General features: G+C 45.2%; 22 protein-coding genes and 1 pseudogene. 5 read left to right on the top strand and 18 right to left on the bottom strand.

What is annotated here, in order from left to right:
- Positions 1 to 183 (top strand): hypothetical protein (locus tag A3844_RS33230; RefSeq protein ID WP_208619467.1); only part of this gene is annotated, 183 nt, incomplete at its 5' end.
- Between the two features lie 162 nt (positions 184 to 345).
- Here A3844_RS33230 and A3844_RS28130 read toward each other — a convergent pair.
- From A3844_RS28130 to A3844_RS28140, 3 genes are all read right to left on the bottom strand, one after another.
- A complete protein-coding gene (locus A3844_RS28130; RefSeq protein WP_074085996.1) occupies positions 346 to 708 on the bottom strand; it encodes a transporter in 363 nt (120 codons plus the stop codon).
- A gap of 120 nt (positions 709 to 828) precedes the next feature.
- Positions 829 to 1797, bottom strand: a complete 969-nt coding sequence (locus A3844_RS28135) for a helix-turn-helix transcriptional regulator (RefSeq protein ID WP_074109185.1) — start codon at positions 1795 to 1797, stop codon at positions 829 to 831.
- A 185-nt stretch (positions 1798 to 1982) separates the two neighbouring features.
- Complete coding sequence (locus A3844_RS28140; protein ID WP_074109186.1) at positions 1983 to 2885, bottom strand: LysR family transcriptional regulator; 903 nt, start codon at positions 2883 to 2885, stop codon at positions 1983 to 1985.
- A gap of 139 nt (positions 2886 to 3024) precedes the next feature.
- On the opposite strand from A3844_RS28140, the gene pyk reads away from it, so the two are divergent.
- Positions 3025 to 4455 carry a pyruvate kinase gene (gene pyk / locus A3844_RS28145; RefSeq protein WP_074109187.1) on the top strand — a complete coding sequence of 477 codons (1431 nt, stop codon included), beginning with the start codon at positions 3025 to 3027 and terminating at the stop codon, positions 4453 to 4455.
- An 82-nt stretch (positions 4456 to 4537) separates the two neighbouring features.
- On the opposite strand, the gene A3844_RS28150 is transcribed toward pyk, so the two are convergent.
- From A3844_RS28150 to A3844_RS28160, 3 genes are all read right to left on the bottom strand, one after another.
- Positions 4538 to 5233 carry an ABC transporter ATP-binding protein gene (locus tag A3844_RS28150; RefSeq protein ID WP_074109188.1) on the bottom strand — a complete coding sequence of 232 codons (696 nt, stop codon included), beginning with the start codon at positions 5231 to 5233 and terminating at the stop codon, positions 4538 to 4540.
- Positions 5233 to 6354 carry an ABC transporter permease gene (locus tag A3844_RS28155; protein WP_074109189.1) on the bottom strand — a complete coding sequence of 374 codons (1122 nt, stop codon included), beginning with the start codon at positions 6352 to 6354 and terminating at the stop codon, positions 5233 to 5235. The genes A3844_RS28150 and A3844_RS28155 overlap by 1 nt, the downstream gene beginning before the upstream one ends.
- A gap of 145 nt (positions 6355 to 6499) precedes the next feature.
- Positions 6500 to 7069 (bottom strand): TetR/AcrR family transcriptional regulator, encoded by a 570-nt coding sequence (locus A3844_RS28160; protein ID WP_074109190.1) that lies wholly within the window; start codon positions 7067 to 7069, stop codon positions 6500 to 6502.
- 154 nt (positions 7070 to 7223) lie between these two features.
- Here A3844_RS28160 and A3844_RS28165 point away from each other — a divergent pair, with 154 nt between their 5' ends.
- A complete protein-coding gene (locus tag A3844_RS28165; protein WP_244169879.1) occupies positions 7224 to 7571 on the top strand; it encodes an AbrB/MazE/SpoVT family DNA-binding domain-containing protein in 348 nt (115 codons plus the stop codon).
- Positions 7572 to 7621: 50 nt separating this feature from the next.
- The gene (locus A3844_RS28170; protein WP_167374761.1) at positions 7622 to 9283 is read left to right on the top strand and encodes an ABC1 kinase family protein; all 1662 of its coding nucleotides are present in this window, start codon (positions 7622 to 7624) and stop codon (positions 9281 to 9283) included.
- 78 nt (positions 9284 to 9361) lie between these two features.
- Here the strand turns inward: A3844_RS28170 and A3844_RS28175 are convergent, their stop codons facing one another.
- The 12 genes from A3844_RS28175 to A3844_RS28225 form a co-directional block, all read right to left on the bottom strand.
- Positions 9362 to 10564 carry a macrolide family glycosyltransferase gene (locus tag A3844_RS28175; RefSeq protein ID WP_074109192.1) on the bottom strand — a complete coding sequence of 401 codons (1203 nt, stop codon included), beginning with the start codon at positions 10562 to 10564 and terminating at the stop codon, positions 9362 to 9364.
- A gap of 348 nt (positions 10565 to 10912) precedes the next feature.
- On the bottom strand, positions 10913 to 11779 hold the full coding sequence (locus A3844_RS28180) for an SDR family oxidoreductase (protein ID WP_074109193.1): 867 nt from the start codon (positions 11777 to 11779) through the stop codon (positions 10913 to 10915).
- On the bottom strand, positions 11776 to 12285 hold the full coding sequence (locus A3844_RS28185) for a hypothetical protein (RefSeq protein WP_341864907.1): 510 nt from the start codon (positions 12283 to 12285) through the stop codon (positions 11776 to 11778). Before A3844_RS28185 ends, A3844_RS28180 begins: the two co-directional genes overlap by 4 nt.
- 105 nt (positions 12286 to 12390) lie before the next feature.
- A complete protein-coding gene (locus tag A3844_RS28190) occupies positions 12391 to 12957 on the bottom strand; it encodes a MarR family winged helix-turn-helix transcriptional regulator (protein ID WP_074109194.1) in 567 nt (188 codons plus the stop codon).
- Between the two features lie 39 nt (positions 12958 to 12996).
- Positions 12997 to 14616, bottom strand: a complete 1620-nt coding sequence (locus A3844_RS28195) for a sigma-70 family RNA polymerase sigma factor (protein WP_074109195.1) — start codon at positions 14614 to 14616, stop codon at positions 12997 to 12999.
- 313 nt (positions 14617 to 14929) lie between these two features.
- Positions 14930 to 15253, bottom strand: coding sequence for a hypothetical protein (locus A3844_RS28200; RefSeq protein ID WP_074086011.1), 324 nt, complete (start codon positions 15251 to 15253; stop codon positions 14930 to 14932).
- Positions 15254 to 15510: 257 nt separating this feature from the next.
- Positions 15511 to 15648: a hypothetical protein gene (locus tag A3844_RS32930; RefSeq protein WP_167374762.1), complete on the bottom strand. Its 138-nt coding sequence runs from the start codon at positions 15646 to 15648 to the stop codon at positions 15511 to 15513.
- A 139-nt stretch (positions 15649 to 15787) separates the two neighbouring features.
- Positions 15788 to 16204 (bottom strand): NAD(+)--rifampin ADP-ribosyltransferase, encoded by a 417-nt coding sequence (gene arr / locus A3844_RS28205; protein ID WP_074100376.1) that lies wholly within the window; start codon positions 16202 to 16204, stop codon positions 15788 to 15790.
- 285 nt (positions 16205 to 16489) lie between these two features.
- Positions 16490 to 17239, bottom strand: coding sequence for a class I SAM-dependent methyltransferase (locus A3844_RS28210; protein WP_074109199.1), 750 nt, complete (start codon positions 17237 to 17239; stop codon positions 16490 to 16492).
- Positions 17240 to 17312: 73 nt separating this feature from the next.
- Complete coding sequence (locus A3844_RS28215; RefSeq protein ID WP_074109196.1) at positions 17313 to 18128, bottom strand: nucleotidyltransferase domain-containing protein; 816 nt, start codon at positions 18126 to 18128, stop codon at positions 17313 to 17315.
- Between the two features lie 273 nt (positions 18129 to 18401).
- Positions 18402 to 18890: an NUDIX hydrolase gene (locus tag A3844_RS28220; RefSeq protein WP_074086014.1), complete on the bottom strand. Its 489-nt coding sequence runs from the start codon at positions 18888 to 18890 to the stop codon at positions 18402 to 18404.
- A gap of 466 nt (positions 18891 to 19356) precedes the next feature.
- On the bottom strand, positions 19357 to 20439 hold the full coding sequence (locus tag A3844_RS28225) for an MBL fold metallo-hydrolase (RefSeq protein ID WP_244169880.1): 1083 nt from the start codon (positions 20437 to 20439) through the stop codon (positions 19357 to 19359).
- A 323-nt stretch (positions 20440 to 20762) separates the two neighbouring features.
- On the opposite strand from A3844_RS28225, the pseudogene A3844_RS28230 reads away from it, so the two are divergent.
- A pseudogene (locus tag A3844_RS28230) lies at positions 20763 to 21030 on the top strand (hypothetical protein); the annotation flags it as partial.

A 21030-nucleotide genomic window follows, 5' to 3' on the forward strand; every position in this document is an offset into this window, starting at 1 on the left:
AATGAAAGAGATATAAAAAAATATGTTGAGAATATATTGAAGCGCTTAGATGTTTCTAATGATAAAATGCCAAATTTTTATCAAGTTTACTTATGGCAAGAGTTCAATTATGAATCTGATAGATTAGTTGTTATATATTTTCCAAACAGGAAACTTTGTTATTTCGTGGAAGAATTGGGATGAATTACATCATATACATACGCAGAGACCTCCCCTTTTGGAAATTAAAGGTGAGGCGTGGCCCCTCCCTTGGTTGGACTTTCACCAACTAGATAAATGCGTGCCTCAGGGCACGCCGCACAACAAAGAGAACAGTCCGCAGGCTGTTCTCTTTCGCTGTCTGCCTTAGAAGCACGTGAACGAGCTAATCCGATTCAAATCGATACCGAAGTATCCCCAGAAGAAACCGAACCATCTGAACCCCGCAATCGAATTTCGCCCGACGAATTCCGGGTAGAACCAGAATTGCTCGCCGTTGTTCAGCCAAATGTATGTGTTACGGAACAGGCAGCGTCTGATCCCGCCGGGATCGACGGCAAATGTGGTGGCCGACATTTGCGGCACGAATTGCGGTGGAGGAGCCGTCGGCGCTTGAACGCCTCCCGGTGCACCTCCTGGAAGTCCCGGAGTCCCGGGACCTCCACCTCCCGGCACGCCAGGTCCGCCCGGAAACCCTCCCCCGGTTCCCGGCGTTGGAAAAAATCCCATATGTGATCGCTCCTTTCAATGAGTATGCATAATCATCATATGCATTCGCGGAAAGGGCGCTTGGGCGAATGCCCATAAAGAGTAAAGCACCTATCGCATGGGGCAGGTTCTTTTTATGGATTATAACTTCCGTACTGGCCTGATATACTTCAAAAACCGCTCCGGATCGTGATACACGTAAATGATTCTCCCAGGGGAAGTATCAAAGTGGTAACCAGTGTCTGCAAAATCAAAAGTTGCCATTCCGCTTTCCATCTTTTCCTCTACAACACGATTTTCGTGCTCATAATTGAATGGCCCATGTTCAAAAACAATATACTCGGCTTCGGGAACGTCAATCATAAGCATTTGTGGCGGTACTTCACCTGAATAATCCAAAGGAAGACGTACACCAAAACACTCTATACGTGGAATACCCCAATCACAGAGTCTGCCAGCCGGGTCATTAATGTAAGCCATAATCTGACCGCTGCCGCCGTTAGATTCACTCCCGCCATCGTCATCCAATTTGCCCTTAATACTATCGAGTAAGCCGCAAATGGTTTCGCAGTCCTGTCCCGGAATAAGACTTTGCTTTTGCCAAAAATCCCAATACCCGTTACTCTCATAGTTTTTAATGTGCAAAAATTGGTGTGCGGGAATGGTTACAAAATAAATGTTAACCTCATCTGCAGATTTGATCATCCCAATCTCTCCCAATCCGAAAAAGTAGCGGTCGAAAGAGTTTATTTTTGTACGAAGGGCGACAGGCCTAGGCTTTTTTCGGTATTCACTTGGAGTTACACCATATGTTCCCTTGAAAGCCCTGGTAAATGCTTCATGTGATGAAAAACCATAATCAAAAGCAATATCCAAAATACTTCTCTCACTATCCCGAACCTCTTTTAGTGCAAAGGCTAATTTTCTATGCCGCAGATAATCCCTAAATTGCATACCCGATATTTCCTTGAATTTTCTCGTAGTATGAAATTCAGAATATCCTAACTTGCGAGAAAGAAATCGTAGCGTTATAGCTTCACTGTTACGATTCTTAATACACTTGTCAATTTCATTAACGATGATTTGGATTTGCTTGTGCCACTCGTGCATTCGACTGTTCACCTCGTTTCAACCACTCTATAGTCATTGTAGAGTGATGGATACTGCATTGCTTGATTCTACTTGCGGAAAAGAGACCATCGAATATGCTTTTGAAGAAAAGTGTTTGAAGAAAGTGTTAGTTCGTTCAAAATCATGCTCCTAATTAGGGGGAGTGACTTACCCCGTCGGAACAGTTAATTTCCTGCCCGACCTTTCGACTGCTCCCGGACCAGTGAGAGGAATGCTTCCGCTGCCGGCGACAACGTCTCCTGCTTCCGGGTACAGACGGCAATCGGATTCAGCAGCGAAGCGCCGTTGACCCTCACACGGTCTACTTCTCCGCGCTCGACATTGTCCCTTACAGCCAGGGAGGAGATAAAGATGGCTCCGTAGCCCGCCATGACGGCCCGAACCATCTCGTTCACCCCGTTAAATTGCAGACCGACCTTAGGAGGATTCACGTTCAAAGCCCGGCACAAGGAGAAAAGACGCTCCCGGGTAGAGCTTCCCTCTTCACGCAGAATGAAAGGAACCTTCATCATTTCCGCTAATGTAATTTCCTTCCCGGCGTATGGATGGTTTTTGGGTACGATAAACCAGAGCTCATCCTCCAGAAGCTCCTCCCATTCGATGCCCGGTTGCTCCTCCCAGCCGCCTCCGTAGACGGCTACCTCCGCATCATACTGCAGTAGCCCCTCCACCGCTTCCCGGGAGTTGGCCGTGGTCAGGACCACCTCCACGGAAGGATGCTCCTGCTTGAAGAGAGCCAGCCATTCCGGCAGCAGCAGATTGGCTGGCAGATAGGTGGCGACGATCCGCAGGATACCGCTGAACCCGGCCTTGTATTCCCGGACCACTTCATCCAGCTCCCGCTCCAGCGCAAACAGCCGTTTGGCGTGGCTGGCCAGCATCTGCCCCGCATCGGTCAATAGAATGCCACGCCCCTTGGAGACCAACAGTTGGATACCCAGCTCCTTCTCCAGGTTGCGTATTTGGGCCGTAACCGCAGGCTGGCTGATCCGTAGTTCCTCCGCGGCGCGGGTGACTCCGCCTTTTTCGGCGATGGTGTGGAATATTTTAAGGGCGTGAAGATTCATAAGATAACCTGCCTTCTACATCAAAATTGATGAATAACGAAAATATATATATTTTTCTGATAAATCATTATGCTTTATTGTATGAGTTAGAGAAAGTTTTCACAAGAGTTCAACGTTAAATATAAAGGAGAGAAAAGTTATGCGCAAAACTAAAATCGTCTGCACCATCGGTCCCTCCAGCGAAAGCCCTGAAATGCTACGGAAGCTGATCCAAGCCGGTATGAACGTTGCCCGCCTGAACTTCGCCCACGGAGAGCTGGACGAGCACGCGGAGCGCATCCGGCGCATCCGGGAAGCAGCCAAAGAGCTGAACCAATACGTTGCCGTCCTGCTCGACATCAAAGGTCCGGAAATCCGCATCGGCAAAATGGCCTCGGACTACGCGGAGCTGGTACCGGGTGAAGCCGTGGTTCTGACCACCGAGGAAGTGCTCGGCACCAAGGACCGCATTCAAGTCACCTACAAGCAGCTGCCCCAAGATGTGAAGCCCGGCAGCATCATCCTGATCGATGACGGTCTGGTCCGTCTGGAGGTCGTACATGCCGAAGGCACCGAGATCACCTGCCTTATCAAGAACGGCGGCAAGCTGAAGCAGCGCAAGGGCGTCAATGTTCCCGGCGTCCAAACCAGCCTTCCCGGGGTAACCGAGAAAGACGTCCGGCACATCAAGTTCGGCATTGAGCAGAACATCGACATCATCGCCCAATCCTTCGTCCGCAAAGCTGAAGACATTCTCGAAATCAAACGTATCCTCCGCGAGCACAACGCCGGCCATATCCAAGTCATCGCCAAGATCGAAAATGACGAGGGCGTGGAGAACCTGGACGCCATCCTGAGCGTAGCCGACGGCCTGATGGTAGCCCGCGGCGACCTGGGCGTAGATCTACCGGTGGAGGACGTGCCGCTGGTTCAGAAAGAGATGATCAAGAAGTGCAACCTGGCCGGTAAACCCGTCATCACCGCCACCCACATGCTGGAGTCCATGCAGATGAACCCGCGTCCGACCCGTGCGGAAGCGGGCGACGTCGCCAACGCCATCTTCGACGGCACTGATTCCGTTATGCTGTCCGGCGAATCCGCTGCAGGCAAGTACCCGCTGGAGTCTGTCGAGACCATGGCCCGCATCGCCGCCCGCGCCGAGTCCGCAATGGGACGCTACGGCCGCTGCAGCTGTGAGGGCGAAGGGGCTTCCACCGACGTAACCGGCGCCATCGGCGAAGCCGTTGCCCATACGGCCCTCGTTCTCTCTGCCAAGGCCATTCTCGCCTTGACCGAAAGCGGCTTTACCGCCCGCACCATCGCCAAGCACAAGCCGGTTGCACCGGTCATCGCTGTATCCACCAAGGAGAGCGTACTGTATGCCCTGTCCTTGACTTGGGGGGTAACCCCGCTGCTTCGCAGCGAGTCCGCTTCCAGCACTGATGCAGCCGTAGCAGCCGCCGTTGAACTGGCCAAGTCGGCCGGCTACGTGCAAGATGGCGACCTGGTGGTCATCACCGCAGGCGTCCCTGCAGGCCGCACCGGAACTACCAACCTGCTGCGGGTTCACCAAGTAGGCGAAGCGCTCTAAAAAGTAAAACAATCCGTAGCAGGAGCCTATCGCACCTGCTACGGATTGTTTTGTTATACCCTTTTTGTTTTACCCTGCGTCCCTATACAAGCCTTCCTGCTGGCACTAACGATAATTTACCGTCTTCCATCCGGTATACCTTATCGCAGTAGGTGAGCATCCGGTCATCATGAGTCACCATAATCGCCGCTTTATGGCGTGTTCTTACCTCATGGGCAATCAAGGAGACAACCTCATGGGCGCGTTTGGTATCCAGGCTTGCTGTAGGCTCGTCGGCCAATATGACATGGGGATCGTTAATTAACGCCCGGGCAATGGCGGTACGCTGTTTCTCGCCCCCAGACAGCTCCTCCGGGTAGCTCTTCAGCTTGGCGCCTAGCCCTAGTTCTTCAAGCAATTTTACGGCAAAAGCTTTATCAGCTGCGGTAACTTTTCCCGACATCCGTTTCACCACAAGCAATTGATCAAGAACATTCAGGTATGGAACCAAATTTGAAGCCTGCATGATGAAGCCAATCTCACGCAACCGGATGTCCGATAGTTGGTTGCCTGACAGCTTCGATATATCCTGCCCATTTAATATAACTTCTCCTTCAGTGGCTTTAAGCAATGCACCCGCAACGGATAAGAAGGTACTTTTACCCGAACCGGAAGGTCCCACTACCGCAACGAACTCTCCAGTTTGCACATTTATGGATACGTTATCTAGTGCGGGAATACGATTCATTCCTTCATTGTAATATTTTGAAGCCCCTGTAATTTGCAATCCCTTAGTCATTATTCAACCCTCCCAAGCGCTTGAAGCGGATCAATTTTCGAAATCGTGCGTACGGACACCAAGGAACTAAGCAAGGAAATCACTAGTAAAATGATGGAATACGTTAATACCAGCTTTGTTTCAAGCATAAACGGCATGCCTTTTGGCATGAATGCCGCTGTCGCATAAGTTAGGATTATGCCCACAATAATGCTAGAGAGCGACAAAACAAACACCTGTGAGACGACGGCTTTGCCCAAGAACCCATTCTTAGCTCCGATAGCCTTCATGATTCCGAACTGGTTCGTCTTCTGCATTGTAAATACATAGAAGAACACACCAAGTACGAATGCCGAGATCGTAAGCAGGAACGCAAGCATCATCATGATCGTGCCATTCTCTTCTTTGTAACCGGGCATTCCCTGCACCGCTGCTGCACGGGTAACTGTTTCGGTCCCCGCCAATTCTTCATTGATGGCCTTAGGGTCAATATCCTTACCTTGAAGCATGATCGCATTAACTGGTTCCGTGACCCCTTTGTCTGAGCCTGGTGCTGCAAACGCAAGTTTTCGCCACTCTGTAATAGGTATGAAAACAGCAGATACATGGTTGTACGTCTGATTCTGGACAAAACCGGCAATAGTCAATGATTCCGTTGAACCATCCAGCTTGAAGGTGTCCCCAAGATGAAATCCCTTCTCTTTCATGGTCTTATTGACGATAACTTTCGTCATATTCTCGGTTGTCAGTCCCACACCTTCAATAATCGACGGCTCTAAAAAGCTTCCTGGATCAATACCAATAATGGCTATATCTACTTTATCCTCATTGGCTGCACCATTTTCATTGATTGCCGATGCCATGATGGTACCCATTGGAGAAACGGCGCTAACATTCGGCATTTCGGTTAATTTCGCTGTCAACTCATTAGACAATAAGGACTTACTCATTGACGCTTTCGACCCTTGTTCGAAAACCACATAATCAGCCTTCATGGTTTTAAACGTCGAAGCCGCCAGTGTAGATAACCCATTCCCCAAACCCGATAAAACAAATACCAACCAAGAAATAAGCACAAAAATAACTGCAATCATCACAAACCTTGTCTTGTTGTGTTTCAATTCCTTCCATGCCAAGAACATAGTGTATCCCTCTCCTCCTCTTAAATAAATGACACAAGTGTCAAATTAAACATTTGGTATCTCTTTGTATTTTTGCTGTCTTGTTATTAATATAGTATGAACCATTTTTGACACGCGTGTCAAATATAATAAATGGAAATGGACCTCAGTCCCTTCCAGCTCCCCCCAGCCACATTTTGTACAATAGCTTACTCCACTCAGGTGTAGGCATGTTCAGCATATTAGGCGTTTCGATAAGGTTAAAATAGACGCCTATGATGACAGGAAGGGGAATGCTTGTATTTAAGTGTCCCTCTTCCTGCGCACGAACAAACAATTGCTCAAGTTGATTCTTTAAAGTGATATGTGCTTGCTCAACAAATTCAAGATCACTCGCTGCCGCAACAGAATTGGCTATATTTATTTTATGAGCGTCTCCAAGCAATTGATGGAAATCAGCCTCTTCCAGATACACTGTAAGCAGATTCTGAAGAGCGATCATACCATCCGTCTCATCAATAGCTGACGCTTTTCGTAGTACATTTTCCATTACGCGCTTCATACATGCAGCAACGATCTCGTCTTTATTGGCATAATACTGGTATATTGTACTTCTTGCCCCCACCAGGTTTTGCGATAACAACTTAAGCTGAAACCCCTCATATCCGTGTTGCAGGAGCAACTGCTTGGTCTGGTCCAGCAACTCCGATTTGGTAAAAGCCTGCTTTCTTCCCATGTTGATCACCGCCCCTAACTGTTCAGTAGTCTCATTGTAACAAAAAATTACGCTTATTGTATTTTCCCAGTTCAAAACTCAACACAGTCATTGAAAATATGATTAGTATGAAATATCATACTATTATGTAGATTGTCTATCAAAGGAGAGATTGATGATGCATCAGAAAAAAGAGAATAGTCATGGATTCGGGCATGGCAAAGTGCTGGGAACCACATCAATGGGTGAGAGAGGACAAATTGTTATTCCAAGAGAAGCAAGGGAAGAACTTGAACTCAAGCCAGGAGAGAAATTCATCGTCTTCGGGAATAAGCGCAAGGGAGCCGTCATTCTGGTCAAAGCAGAAATGTTCAACAAATTTGCGGATTTCTTCATGAGCGCTTCGAAAAAGTTTGAAAGTATGGCCCAAGCGATCTTCGATAAAAACACTACTATTCCTGAAGATGAGGCTCATGAACCTGAGGTCGATGAAAAAGGACCTGAGGCCGACGAAAAAGGATGAGCGAATTCTTTAAATTGATGAAGGATCTCCGGTTCAGAAGAACCATGCGGATGATTTTTAAGTTCGCTTGGGATTTCTGGTGGCTGGGCAGGCAAAAGCATTTTATTTCGGGACGGCGCTTTGAAGCGAAAACAAAAGCCTTATATCGAAAACAGGCAACGTATTTTACGAAGACCGCCATGGATATGGGTGGTTTAATTATCAAGCTTGGGCAGCATGTGAGTGCGCAAGTGGATATTTTGCCGAAGGAAATCATCGATGAATTATCAAAGCTGCAGGATTCCGTAGATTCCGTAGATTTTTCCGAGATACAGCAGAAGGTAGAGCGTGAACTCGGAGCATCCATTAGCGAGATTTTTGCTGAGTTTAGTCCAACTCCTATCGCAGCGGCTTCCTTAGGACAGGTACATCGGGCGACATTACGGACAGGTGAAGACGTTGCAGTAAAAGTTATGCGTCCCGGGGTCGAGGACATTATCGCCATTGATTGGAAATCCATACAAGTTGCTATTCGATTATTAAAACGCTGGACAAAGATGGCAGACTTCATGGACCTTGATGCGGTGTATGATGAGTTCCACGACACCGTGATGGAAGAGCTCGATTACCAAAAAGAGGGACAAAATGCAGAGGAATTTCAGCTGCAGTTTATCCATCGGGATGATGTCGTCGTTCCAGCCATTCATTGGTCCTATACCACTTCTAAGGTTTTAACCATGGAGTTTTTGGAAGGTGTAAAAATCAACAATTTTGCCCAGCTTGATGCCTGGGGTGTGGACCGGACAAAATTAGCGAAGTCACTGATCGAAATCTTCGTAGAACAGATTCTATTAGAAGGGTTCTTTCACGCAGATCCGCACCCGGGCAATGTTCTCGTACAGCCTGACGGCACCATCGCATTAATCGATTTTGGAATGGTTGGACGAATTGCCGATGATATGAAGGCGCAGATGGTAGCCCTTCTAATGGCCGTGTATTTAAAAGATGCTCACGGCGCCATCGATGCCCTTACCCGTTTGAGATTTTTAAGACGGAATGGAGATTTAGAGGTATTTTCAAGGAATCTTACGTCATTATTTGAACAAATCAACGGGGATACGTTTGACCTCAGTTTTGTGACATCAGGTGACAATGCTGAAGAATTACGGGATTTCCTCTACTCTCAGCCCTTTCAATTACCTGCAAACACAACATTTTTGGGAAAAGCGATAGGCACGGTGTATGGGCTTTGTACGGGACTGGACCCTGAGCTTGATTTGATTGGGACCGTTAAGCCTTATATTGAAGAGGTTGTGCGCAGCGATCTGCGGGGAAGTGTCTTCTCCAACGTTGTAGATGAAGGCAAGAATCTTCTCAAGGGAATCCTTCCTACGACCAAGAAGTTCATTTCGGTAGTAGATAAAATGGATAGCGGAAATTTACGGGTAAAGCTATCAAGTTCCTTTGAGAAAAAATTGATAGATACGCAAAATAAGAATACAGAGCGAATTATAGCAACCATCATTGGCGCAGTATTCCTTCTGACTGCTGCAAACATGTGGAATGAAGTGAGTCATATCGTTTCGTATGTGCTAGGCATTCTGGGGTTGCTCATTATGCTTAGCCAACTCAAAGTGAGAGAACGCCGCCGTGATGTGAGACATGCAAGGCAGATGAGAGCCATGCGTGAAAATAATAGATTGGAAAGGCCAAAGTTTAATTCGCATGAATAACTGCCAAATACAGAAGGAGCTGACCCAAAAGCCATGAAATGGCTGCTTGGGTCAGCCCTTTTTACCGAATCCTGGCCTTTAGAGGTGATATTGACTTTTAAAGTCTAATATCTCGTCAACGGCTTGATAATACCCGCCTGCCTTTCCAAAGGATTCCCTAAGTCTTGCGGCAACTTTCTTGAAAGATGAGTGGCCCATCACATGGTCTACAGCTTCACGCAGTTGATTTACGGTCAAATTTTGCATTTGTAATTGAATGCCTGCTCCGATGTTGGCGACTTGCCTGGCAATGACCGGCTGATCCGCGCTTTGTGGAATTACAACCAGAGGAACCCCATAGTGGAGACTTTCAACAGTACTGTTCATTCCGCCATGAGTAATGAATAATTTCGCGTATTGTAAGACATCCGTTTGTGGAACGTAATTTTTTACAATGAAGTTTCTAGGAACATCTCCTAAATCTGAAATTTGAACCTTATTTCCAATGGCCATAACAATAGAATGATCTGTGTTCTTAAATGCCTCAAAACAAAGCTTATAAAAATCGATGGCTTGGTTAAATACCGTACCCAGTGAAATGTAAATGAGGTTCTTCCCCTTGATTGCCGGTAAGTCGAGGTTTTCTTGCGTGAATCTCGAAGAGATGGATGGACCCACAAATTTATAAGTTTGGTCGAATGCTTCTTCACCCGGTTGAAACTCTCTGGTTGTATAAACTATTGTAAGCGGCGCAGGATTACAAAACACTTCGTAAGGAGAATGGATCTCCACCTCGTATTTTTCCCTTATCATTGCCGTCAGGCTTTGAAATTTATTGTATATAGGTTTAGATATTTCTGTTGAGACATTCGTGAAAAACGGTTCCAGCATGTTATCGAATGAATCTTTTGTCTGTGCAAAAGAAGTACACGAGTTGACTGCAGGAAGCTTAAGAATTTGAGCAAGTAAATGTCCGCAACCAAACATGGAATCATGGATGATGTAATCGAAATGCTCTCCTTCGATCTGTTCAAGAACGCTTGGTATGACGATATCTGCCGTAAGTAAAAGACCGTTAATTCTCTCGAGTAAATAGTCTCTCCCGCCTGAGATAAAGGCTTTTATAAACTTTTGATCGTCAAATGTCCGTACCGAAGCCCCCGTCTTCTCCATACGCTCCCGGAAAGCTTCTACACAAAAGTACACCACCTCTTCCCCACGCAGAATAAGCTCTTGCACAATTCCGATCGTTGGATTGATGTGCCCCTCTGATCCGCCATTAATAAATAGAACACGCGCCATATACACCACTCCTCAGAGTTTTGTTAGCATATACTTCTTCGATTTACTTCGTGCACAACTAGCTTCGGAAGCATACGCTTAAGTATACTGTACTCTAGACCGGGTTAGAATTCGATGCACCCCAAGCAGTCTCGCCCGTTCCCTTATGATACGGTTCACCAGAATGTACCTTAAACTATCTTACCTGTTATTATGACTTCTGGTCAAAAATCCCCGTTCCCGCAACTACACCACTCTGCACGTTAGCTGAATAGGCAGCCGATGATCCCGGCTGCCTATTGTCATGGTCCTAATGTAACCCGTTAGATGCTGCTAATGACACCAATTTCATAACAGCGGGGTCTGCCTCTACCGAAAATTTTCTACACACTCATGCAGAAAGGCGTCTAGCGTGCGCGGCTCTCTGCCGAGCAAGCGCTTCACAGTGTCATTTGGAATTTCTGGAATCACCGTAGACATGGTTTGAATTTCCACAACGTGGTTCGCAAGCCAAGGAGGCATATGCCCGTATTCGATAAGATTATGGAGTAGTTCTTGGGGTTCCATGTTGATGTAACTTATCGGCCGATTGAGCAGAGCGGATAGTTGACCCGCGATCTGGGGATAACTGAAAATCTCCGAACCCGTAAGCGTATATATTTGGCCCGATACCTCAGGGTTGGTTAGAGCTTCTGCGGCAACATCTGCGATATCGCGACAGTCAATGAAGTTACACGGTGAATCGCCCATGGAGCCGAAGAAAACATTTTGGGTTGTAACCGTTGGTGCAAGGCGCATTAAGTTTTGCATGAACGCATAGGGGCGTAACACGGTGTGGGTGAGACCTGAATCCCTCAGCACTTTCTCGATTTCTTGATGCCAGCCCGCGACTGCTACTGGAGAGCTCTGCTCAAAGGCAGGGCTGGATATTTTCACGATGTGTTTGATTCCAGATTCGGCTGCAATCTGAATGATTGAAGTTTCCAATTCGATTTGTCTTGGACTGTTGGACATGGCGAGAAAGAGCTGGCTGGCACCTGTAAACGCCCGGCGGAGCGATTCGGGGTCAGCGGCATCTGCCAATGCGACCTCGATAGTCGACCGGCCTTTTTCTCCGATCTGATTACGCAACTTCGCTGGCTCTCTGCTCAGCGCCCTGACGGGCACGCCAAGATCAACCAAACGTTCCAAAAGCGCACTGCCTATCGTACCTGTTGCTCCCACAATAACGATCATTTTCTTCTTCTCCTTTTGGATGAAAAATTAGTTGTGACGGCAAGACGCCACCGCCATGTCACTATCGTGCTTGCTATGAATCCGGACAACGGGAAATCGGTCCAGACGCGATCGACCCAGGCCAAGTGGTTGCCCGGAATCCTAATTTCTAGTAAACCAGATGTTACCCATGCGGCACATAGGCCACATAAGGACCCGGCCAATGCGAACCCCCCTACCACAACCAAGTGAGGTGCACCGATGACCCATCGCATATGGCCTACTCGGCTGCGTAATAAAAGGCCAATTATCAAGGCCATCAAGGCCGATGCACCGCCGATTGTGGTTAATGCCCCTATTTGAAGCCCCCTATCAGCAGTAACCAATCCCCCAATACCTGCCATGATGGCAGGAGCAGCATAGGCCATTACCACTTCACGCCACAGTACAAAAGTCTTTTTCCTGGAACCAACAGTCTTGATACCGTAAACATCATCTGTCTGATTCGGGCATTTCATCTGGCTCATTTCGTTGCTCCCTTCTTCTTATCATTCAATCGATTGCTTTCAGCAAATTATAATTAGGAACCTAACTATATAGGAGTAAAAATAGGCTAGCATCACTAGCCCATTTTACTCATTACTGATGTTTCCCTTTGGTTTCAAGCTTCGTTCGTCCGTAAGTGCAGAGATGCCTTGTGTAACCCGGCCTAGCAAGTCGAGAAATACGCTGCGCTCATCGATACTGAGTAATCCCACCATGGCTTCCAGCCAAGCGAAATGCTCAGGAGCCATTTCACGCAGCTTCTTCGCTCCTTCTTCCGTCAAAAGGACCGATCTCTGACGGCCATCTTCTGAGCTTAATCGCCTAGATACTAGGCCATCCCGTTCAAGAATGTCGATCAGACCTGTCACTGTAGCACGTGTAACGCCTAGATGCTCCGCTAATTGCGATGGCAACTCTTCTCCTTCGTAATCTTCAAGATCTGCCAATAAACGATATCGACCTGTTGATAAGCCGAATCTAGAGAAATGAATCTCCGAGGCATGCCCAAGCTGGGCTCCCGCTGCCATTAGCCTAGACGCGACGAGTATAGCCTGTGCGTCTATATCTAGGTTATAGCGGTCAATCTGACGCTTGGATTGTACAAGCGAGGGAATAGCTTCAATGTCATTTATTATTTTCTTATCGTTGTTCATACATATAGTATGGCTCCTAATCACTTTCGTGTCAAGCAGCTAGCTTTGATTCATGAACATAATTGTGGAAATGCCATTTTTCCGATGCAGATCAGGCACTTTTAACATGCCGATGTCCACTAAATGTTTGAGTACGAAGGCACGTATTATTCCCGACGCCATGCAGTTCTGTGACCAGTAGCGCACATATTTATGCGCATGATCGGGTTGTCCATCGAGGTTCACTTGATAAACAGCTTGATCCAATTTCGCCGCAGCTTCTTTGATTCGTTCGGACGGTTGCGGAATCGCCGCACGCAGACGTTCTCCTGTTTGCTTATCCTTGCAATAAACAATGTTAACTTCAAGGTCAGATTCCGTTCGCAGCAAATATTGTTTGTCGAAAAGACGGCGATAGGCGTCAATGTTCACATCGTTCTGTGGTAAATCACCTTTGATCACATGCATCAGACTGACAAAATCCGAACTCAGATTATCTCGCCAACCGCCCTGTCTGCCGCACCACCACGTCTCGACCTGCCATACCCTTAGTGCATGTTCATCCGAATCCCGATTCATATCGCCGCAATAATAATATTGTTTTGGATCGAAACTGACGTCAAACTCTCTGTGGATCGTTGCATGAGCAACGTAATGGCCGCCATCTTTTCGGCTGACGGAAACCTCTTCATGGCTAACCTTATTGTGTTCTTTGAAGCTCAATTGATTACCCGCATACGGAATGAGGCTCCATAACAGCAGATTGACATCGCCGCCTGGAATGTAGACACCCGTCTCTTGGAACACTTCACCCATCGAGAAAAAGGTCTTGAAATAATGCTCGACGGCAATCTCCGCATATTCTTTGTACAATGAGTGTAATATCTCGCTTTTTATAGAGGACGGATCTTCGATGTACATATTGGTACGATACTTTCCACCCGGTAGTTTATCCATGAAACCGTATTCTTCCAGTGATTCGATTTCATCCTCGATAAATACAGGTGAAATGCCCAGTTCTTCGGCGATTTCATTAACCGTGAGCGGCTTGTGATATGTTGAGAAAGCGATGTTTTGTCTGATCGCCGTCGCTAAAAAGTCGGCGGTGTCGCCTTTGTTTCCTGGGGATCCGCTATGCCCTAAATTTGTCATACGAATCGGATTAATGCCCAGATTACCCATCGATCGAATTGTGTTCATCATGTGTTTCAGCTCCTTTTTTGCTTCAAATAAGTGCCATTTGATCGTGCCGACAGATAGACCCATCTCAGCCGCGATTTCGCTAATTTTCATTCCACCATAGTAGTGCTTGACAACGATTTCCCTTTGCTGGTGAGATAAAAAAGCTATTTCCCGCCGCAATGCGCCAGCCGTTTCTTGACGGATAATCTCGCCATAGCCCTCGTCTCTGGACATCACCTCACTATCATCAATCTGCATTTGGTTGGATGCTTTCACTTTTTCGCCTACGAATTTCGCCCACACATAATGCGCAATCTTAAAGACATAGCTGTTCAGATCCAATAACTCTGTCTTTTTGAGAAGTGCTTGGTATACTTCCAGCGTAATTCTTCCCGCCAGCTCCTCGGCTTCGGCAATCTTTCCCGTCTTGTTCAAAGCAAAACCATATAGCGGCTTGATGTAATCCTTGATGACACGATCAGCATGTTGTTTATTCATGTTCTAAAAGCTCCTTGTTATCGAGTGGCACTCCAATATATACTGCAGCAAAAACGAAAAAGGTTGGGTGGTTTAAGAAAACTTTTTCTTTCGGATGGATACGGAGTGTGATTTGGAATAATATGGCAGTCTTGCTCTTTTGCACGCTCATTTGCCCAGAGAATTAACTTGCTCCCAATACCCCGCACGCATTTGTACCCATTATTCAACAAAAAGCAGCCGGCAAAAAAAGGCGGCTGCCTAGTTGTGTTTATTCCACTATCGTTTCCCGTTAGAGCTTAATCAAATGACGAACCATAATCTTCGCTTGTTTCTATACAAGAGTCCCAAACAAGTAAACTGCAAACACAATAATACTAAGAATCAACATAACTCCTCCCACCCTATAACACAAAGAAGTTCCAAAATGATTATGATATTTTTTCGAAATGATCACTGCCGGTAACCAAAATACAATAGCAGCCATAAATGGAATGTGATACCCCTCGGTTTCATTCGTATATATATCCCAATTGAATAACTTAAAAAGATAATGGCTAAACATGAATCCGTTTTGAAATTTAAAATTAAATAAGAACCCTAAAGCTAAAACAACTATTGCAAATGAACCCGTACCAAACGGTCTTTTTATTGCCACTTCATTTCACTCCCCTGCAAATTGTTGCCCCTTGGCTACATATTGAAAGTCTTCACTGAATAAAAATTAAGCTAGAACAGTCTTTAAGCCATGTTCACCGCTCTCCATATCATCCTCAGCGGGGGAATGATTAACCTATATGGCGGATCGTGTGATAGGGCGTGTTTTATCAATAATTATAATTTATAAATTCACATCAAAATAAAGGGTTCCACATATTATACATGACTAATATGCGGAACCCTTATGCTTAATTATCAACCTAACCCTTCAAAACCAAATTCAACTTCCTTTTGCGCTGCTTCGGTGGCATAACCTTGCCCAAAAAAACCGTTTAGGAAGTATTGCCCTCGTGCAACTAAATCCGCCTGCAGATACAACACTTTAAGCAACACACTTAATTAGGAACCCCATTAGTTGAATTAATTACTCCCAGTAAGGAGTACCACTAAAGAAAAACTTTCACAATAGAAACTGGGTAACCACTCACTAGCTTTTATCTGTTGTTCAGTGGGAGACTTAATAATGCAAGATTCAATCATATATTATATTCTTTCCTTCTTCAGTTAGTTTTTTTAAAGATATAAGCATATGATTTATTTCCTCATCGGAATGTCTTTCCCATGAACTTAATTCAGCCAATATTTTCAATGGCGATTTAGACCTATATGAACGTGTTGGGTTTCCAGGGAATCTTTTATCCGTTAAGTTCGGATCATTTTCGAATTCACCTACTGGCTCTACAATATAAATTCTCTCTTTTGATTTAGATTTTGCTAATTCAGCACCCCATTTAGCAGCGTCTAATGTTGCAGTGAAATATATATGATTAGATTTTTTATCCTGGTAATTGGATAAATACAACGGTTCAAGCAAGTCTCCGATTTTCAATTCTGCTTTGGTACCATGAAAGAACGGACCTGGATCTAAGATGTTTTTTTTGTCATTCATATCGACACACCCCTTTTTGTTTTAGACTTTCGTATAAGAGTATAAGGCTACAGGGGGGCAAAAAGTAGTCTATAAATAAATTCCAAAGGAGGTTATAATAAAAGTAGAGAGTATGATCTTTGGTATTCCAACAGCCCGATCCTCACCATATCCCTCGACAACACCACCATTAAAGGACTAGGATTCCTCTTCTTTTCGGCAAACATCTTTTTAAAATTTCGGTAACAATAACAAAAAAGAACGGCTCTGTAATCCCACCATTCAGGAGGCGCTGTAACTATGAAGTTATTTTATAGCTATAATTAAGAACCTTTTAGAATTTGTAATAATTCCCTTAGGTGTTTGATTGTTTTCAATGAAATCATTTAGAATTTGAAAGTCCTTGTCCTCATAACCGAAGTGGGGAATAATGGGTGTATGTTTAAGCAAGAACAACAGATCTTCTGGTCTGTGATAGTAATCTACGGCATTGTAATCGAAGGATTCTACGGATTGAAAACCCGCCTCCTTAAGTTCCCTTATATATGTCTCTTTTAATGTTCCATCGACAACTCCAAACGCCTGCCCGCGACCAAAGGCATTTTTTAAATTCAGCTTATCCCCTTCACTTACTTGCTGCGTCAAAAAAGTTCCACCATTCTTTAATACCTTACCCACTTCATTGGAGAAGAATGGCGCGTGACAACACGAAACAACGTCAATCGAATCAAAGGGAAATTCCAAATGATCAGAAGACATCTGTTTAAATTCAACGTTAGAAACATTCGCTTTATTCAGGTTTGATTTTGCAGTTTCCATCATTCCACTCGATATATCAATTCCAAATACAGAATGGAATGAAGAAGCGATGGATAGTACATTTTCTCCGCCCCCTGTTCCTACATCCAGAAGAACATCCGTGCCTTTAGACCTTCTTATCACTTCCTCATAAAAATTCCACTCTATCCCTTCTGACGTTACCTGCAATTTACTGAAATCCCAACCATTAATTTTGCCGACTTTATCATAAAAATCTTTATATTCTAATTCATTCATGTTGAAATCACCTCTACCGCTCCAAAATGGGATGACTAGACTGACTATTTTCTCACCAGCAGCAACCATTTGTTCATCTAGGGGTTTCCCGTTCGAGAGCTCTATCCAGATCATATGATGCTTCAATAATAGCTGGCTCCAAATTACTGAGCCATTCGGAATACTCTAGATGTGTTGCCATGGATGGATTCTTCCTTAGCTCCTTGCATCTCTTCAAATTCTCTTTCCATCCGCCACTAAGATGTGAGATTCCCCAATCGGCTGCTTGGCTTTTAGACAGGACGACCCCTTCCTCCCACCAAGCTATAAATTTGGAAGTTAAGAGGAGCCAGTCGATGGAATGAAGGCTATTTCCCTTGCCAAACTTCCGCATACACATGGCATATTCCTTAAAAAAGCTAATGAACTCTTCCTTCGAGAACGATGGAATTTGATTTAAATGGGACTCACCATACAATAAGATACTCTGCTCCTTGATCGTGTACAGGGTGAACAGATCTAATTGATTTTCGGTCCAGACGGATTCGCTCTTTGTTCCCCACCACAAGCCACTGCCCGTTTCTCCGCTCAGCATATTAATCGTAAGAAAGGCACCCTCAAGCATATCGGTGTAGAGGCTCAGGATTTGTTTATCGGCGGATCTTCTAAGAAGGGATGATCTATAATTGGATCTTTGTTTGTTTAAAAGTTCGATTTCGTCTGGGCTAAGGTCCTCTCCAATGATGACGAGAAAATCCAAATCCCCGTATCCGGGGGATAAATCATTGTGGATGGCCGAACCATAAAGGTAAATACTTCGCAACTTTCTATTAAGAATGGCTCGGATATCATCAACAAATATGGACAAGGTTTGTTCAAGTATTTCGTCTTCAAAGGATTGCGTCAACATTAAGATCGCTCCATTATGATTTTAATATTACATTTCCATCTTATGTTATATGGTTGAGCTAATGGGGACAAACATAACTATTATGACATTGAAAGTCTTCACTGAATAAAAACACAGCCTCGTCCCACTTTAACGAGTTTTTAGCCATTGAAGTTTAGAAAATACCTTGTCTTAGCCTAACCCTTCAAAACCAAATTCAACTATTTTTTGCGCCGTTCCGGTGACATAACCCTGCCAAAAAAAATCCGTTTCGGAAGTATTGCCCTCGTGCAACTAAATCCGCCTTTGAAGCTTGACCATACATTCTTTCGTTGTCGCAGTGACGTACTCCATATAATTCACGGAGCCGTTAAAGTTCAAATAAGCTTCATAACGCAAGCGGATTGCGGGTAAAGCAATTAAATCCAGAACACTATCCTTTGGAACCCACCTGCACTCGCTAGTTTCATCAGAAGTAGTCAACTCTCCACCCACAGCTTTGCACACGAAATCAAACATGACCTTCGTAGGAACATCAGTCACACCGTCATACCACTTATGGACTGCTGTATTCGAAATAACACTAATTAAATGGCTAACAGTGGCGTCTATTCCACTTTCCTCTTTGATTTCACGAATCACGCCATCAATGAGGTTTTCTCCAACCTCAGTTATCCCACCAGGAAACACCCAGCCATCGTCATGGGCTTTTACTAATAGGATATTTCCATTTCCACCTTCTACAATTCCGCCTGCAGATACAATATGTGTCGGAAACGCCATTTCACGACCTCCTAATACGGTGAAGTTGTATATTACTTCCACGTGTTTCCTGTACCTTCCTGCTTCGTAGATTTATATGCTACTTCAGATTTACCCCTCTCATGTCCCCATAGCAGTTAACGATTTGTTTCAATCCGTCGAGTGTCTCCCCAAAGTGCCGGTTTGGCCAGCTTCGTAGCGAAACTGCGGTTCGTTTATCAGATAAAATTAAAGTATTAGACTCAGCACGAACAATTCAAAAAGGAGCCATAAGGCTCCTTCCATATAACCAATCAAATTTGAGTAATGCCCCCTTACTCTCCACTATCCTTACTGGCTGAAATAACTTATTCAAGCCACACAGCTGCCGATCATATCCCGAATGCAAAACAACAGTAAAAACGGTCCATTCCGATGCGACCAGCTTGAGACTGTGCTGCAGAAGATCCGGAAGACACGGGCCAGAAAGGCCTCCCGGCCAGGCGGGTTAATTAGTGATTATGTCATAAACCTTATTCAAATTCGTCTTAAAGTATGTAGTAAAGTACCAGTTATGATACACTTCCGGTATATCAATCTCATCAATGCTTTGCTTGTTTTGAACGGCTTCTGCCACGATTTCCATTATATAGGTTAGATATCCCTTCACTTCGTGAAGCTCTTGCAAAGAGCATACTTCGCCATGTCCCGGTACGATCGCTTCTACATCCAGCAGCTCTACCTGCTCCAAAATATTCAGCCATTCCTGAGGATTTGCATACGCCAAAACCGGGTGATGCTTTGAGAGCACCAGATCCCCTATTATGAGAATTTTGTCTTCCGGAATGTACACGATTGCATCACTTTGCGTGTGCCCCCCGCCAAATGTAAGGAGCACAATACTACGATTACTGCCATGTATGGTCACTTGTTGATCAAAAGTTATCGTCGGCAGCGAATGTACCAGATCGGGGAGCATCTTCATAAACTCACGGTCACTAGCATTTTCCCATTCCATTTCCTTTTTTAGCTTCTCATCTGTCTCTTGTTGTATTTGCTCCTCAAATTCTTCGATAGCCTGAACCATCTGCTCCGTGTTTTCCCGATATTGGGCTAACCTGTCTCTGGCAAAAGTATTCATAACCTCACGGGTTGTTGATGTTGAAATAATCTGTGCCGCAGGTAGAAACACTTGATTTCCAGAGGTATGGTCACTGTGCCAATGGGTGTTGATTACATAGGATACGGGGTTTCCCGTAAGGTACTCTGCGGCTGCTTTCAAATCCTCTGCAGCCTGTATTGTCGAGAAAGTATCCACGACAAGAGTAGTATCCCCTAGATCAATGATTGCTGCATTTCCCAAAGAACCGGTACCTGGAACCGCAATCGCTGCAATTACACTATCAGCGACATGATTCAGCCGAAAGTGCTCGGAACCTCTAAATGTTTCTATCCTATTTTTCATACTCACCTCTCCCTTCCAATATGGGAATAGATTATATGCCATATCCATGAGGTAGACAATGATTTTTTCCGGAAAGCAGGCGCAAGATAGATTCTTCAACAACCGATCATCGAGCACGATATTCATGAACCGATCATTTCGCCAGAACTGCGGGACGTAGTTCCGGCACTTTTCCAGAAAAAAGTCCTTCTCACCTCCGGCGTACCTACGGCTGGATTGCTAAAGCTGCTACTGGTCGACTGCATCCATGATGCTCTTTTTCTTCAGGTCTGCATTCAGAGCGGCGCCACCCGGCGCACGACCTGCAGTGTCAGAAGGAAATAATGTAATAGACTGAAAAATAAAGTGTTAGAATATTATTATGGTACAATTTGGATAGACAGGCACTTTCAAAAGGTTGATGATGGAAATATAAAGTTATCAGATTAGAATAATCAGGAGGGATAGGCTTGGGTATTGGTATTATTGTTATTGTAGTATTCGTATTTATCGTCGCTAAAGCCATTATGAAAGATAACAACAATAAACGGGGCATTAGCGGGAGGGACAGGAACAACTCCGCCGACAGTTTCTTCTTCACGGGAACGGGAGCCGACCTAACCCCTGGTGACGACAGCCACAAACATCATTCCGGCCATCATCATAACGGGGACAACGGAAATAGCGGCCACAACAACCATAACCACGGCGGGAGCAGTTGGGACAGCGGCCATGGCA

Source organism: Paenibacillus helianthi (assembly GCF_001909055.1).
In the GTDB taxonomy this organism is placed as follows: Bacteria; Bacillota; Bacilli; order Paenibacillales; family Paenibacillaceae; genus Paenibacillus_AQ; species Paenibacillus_AQ helianthi.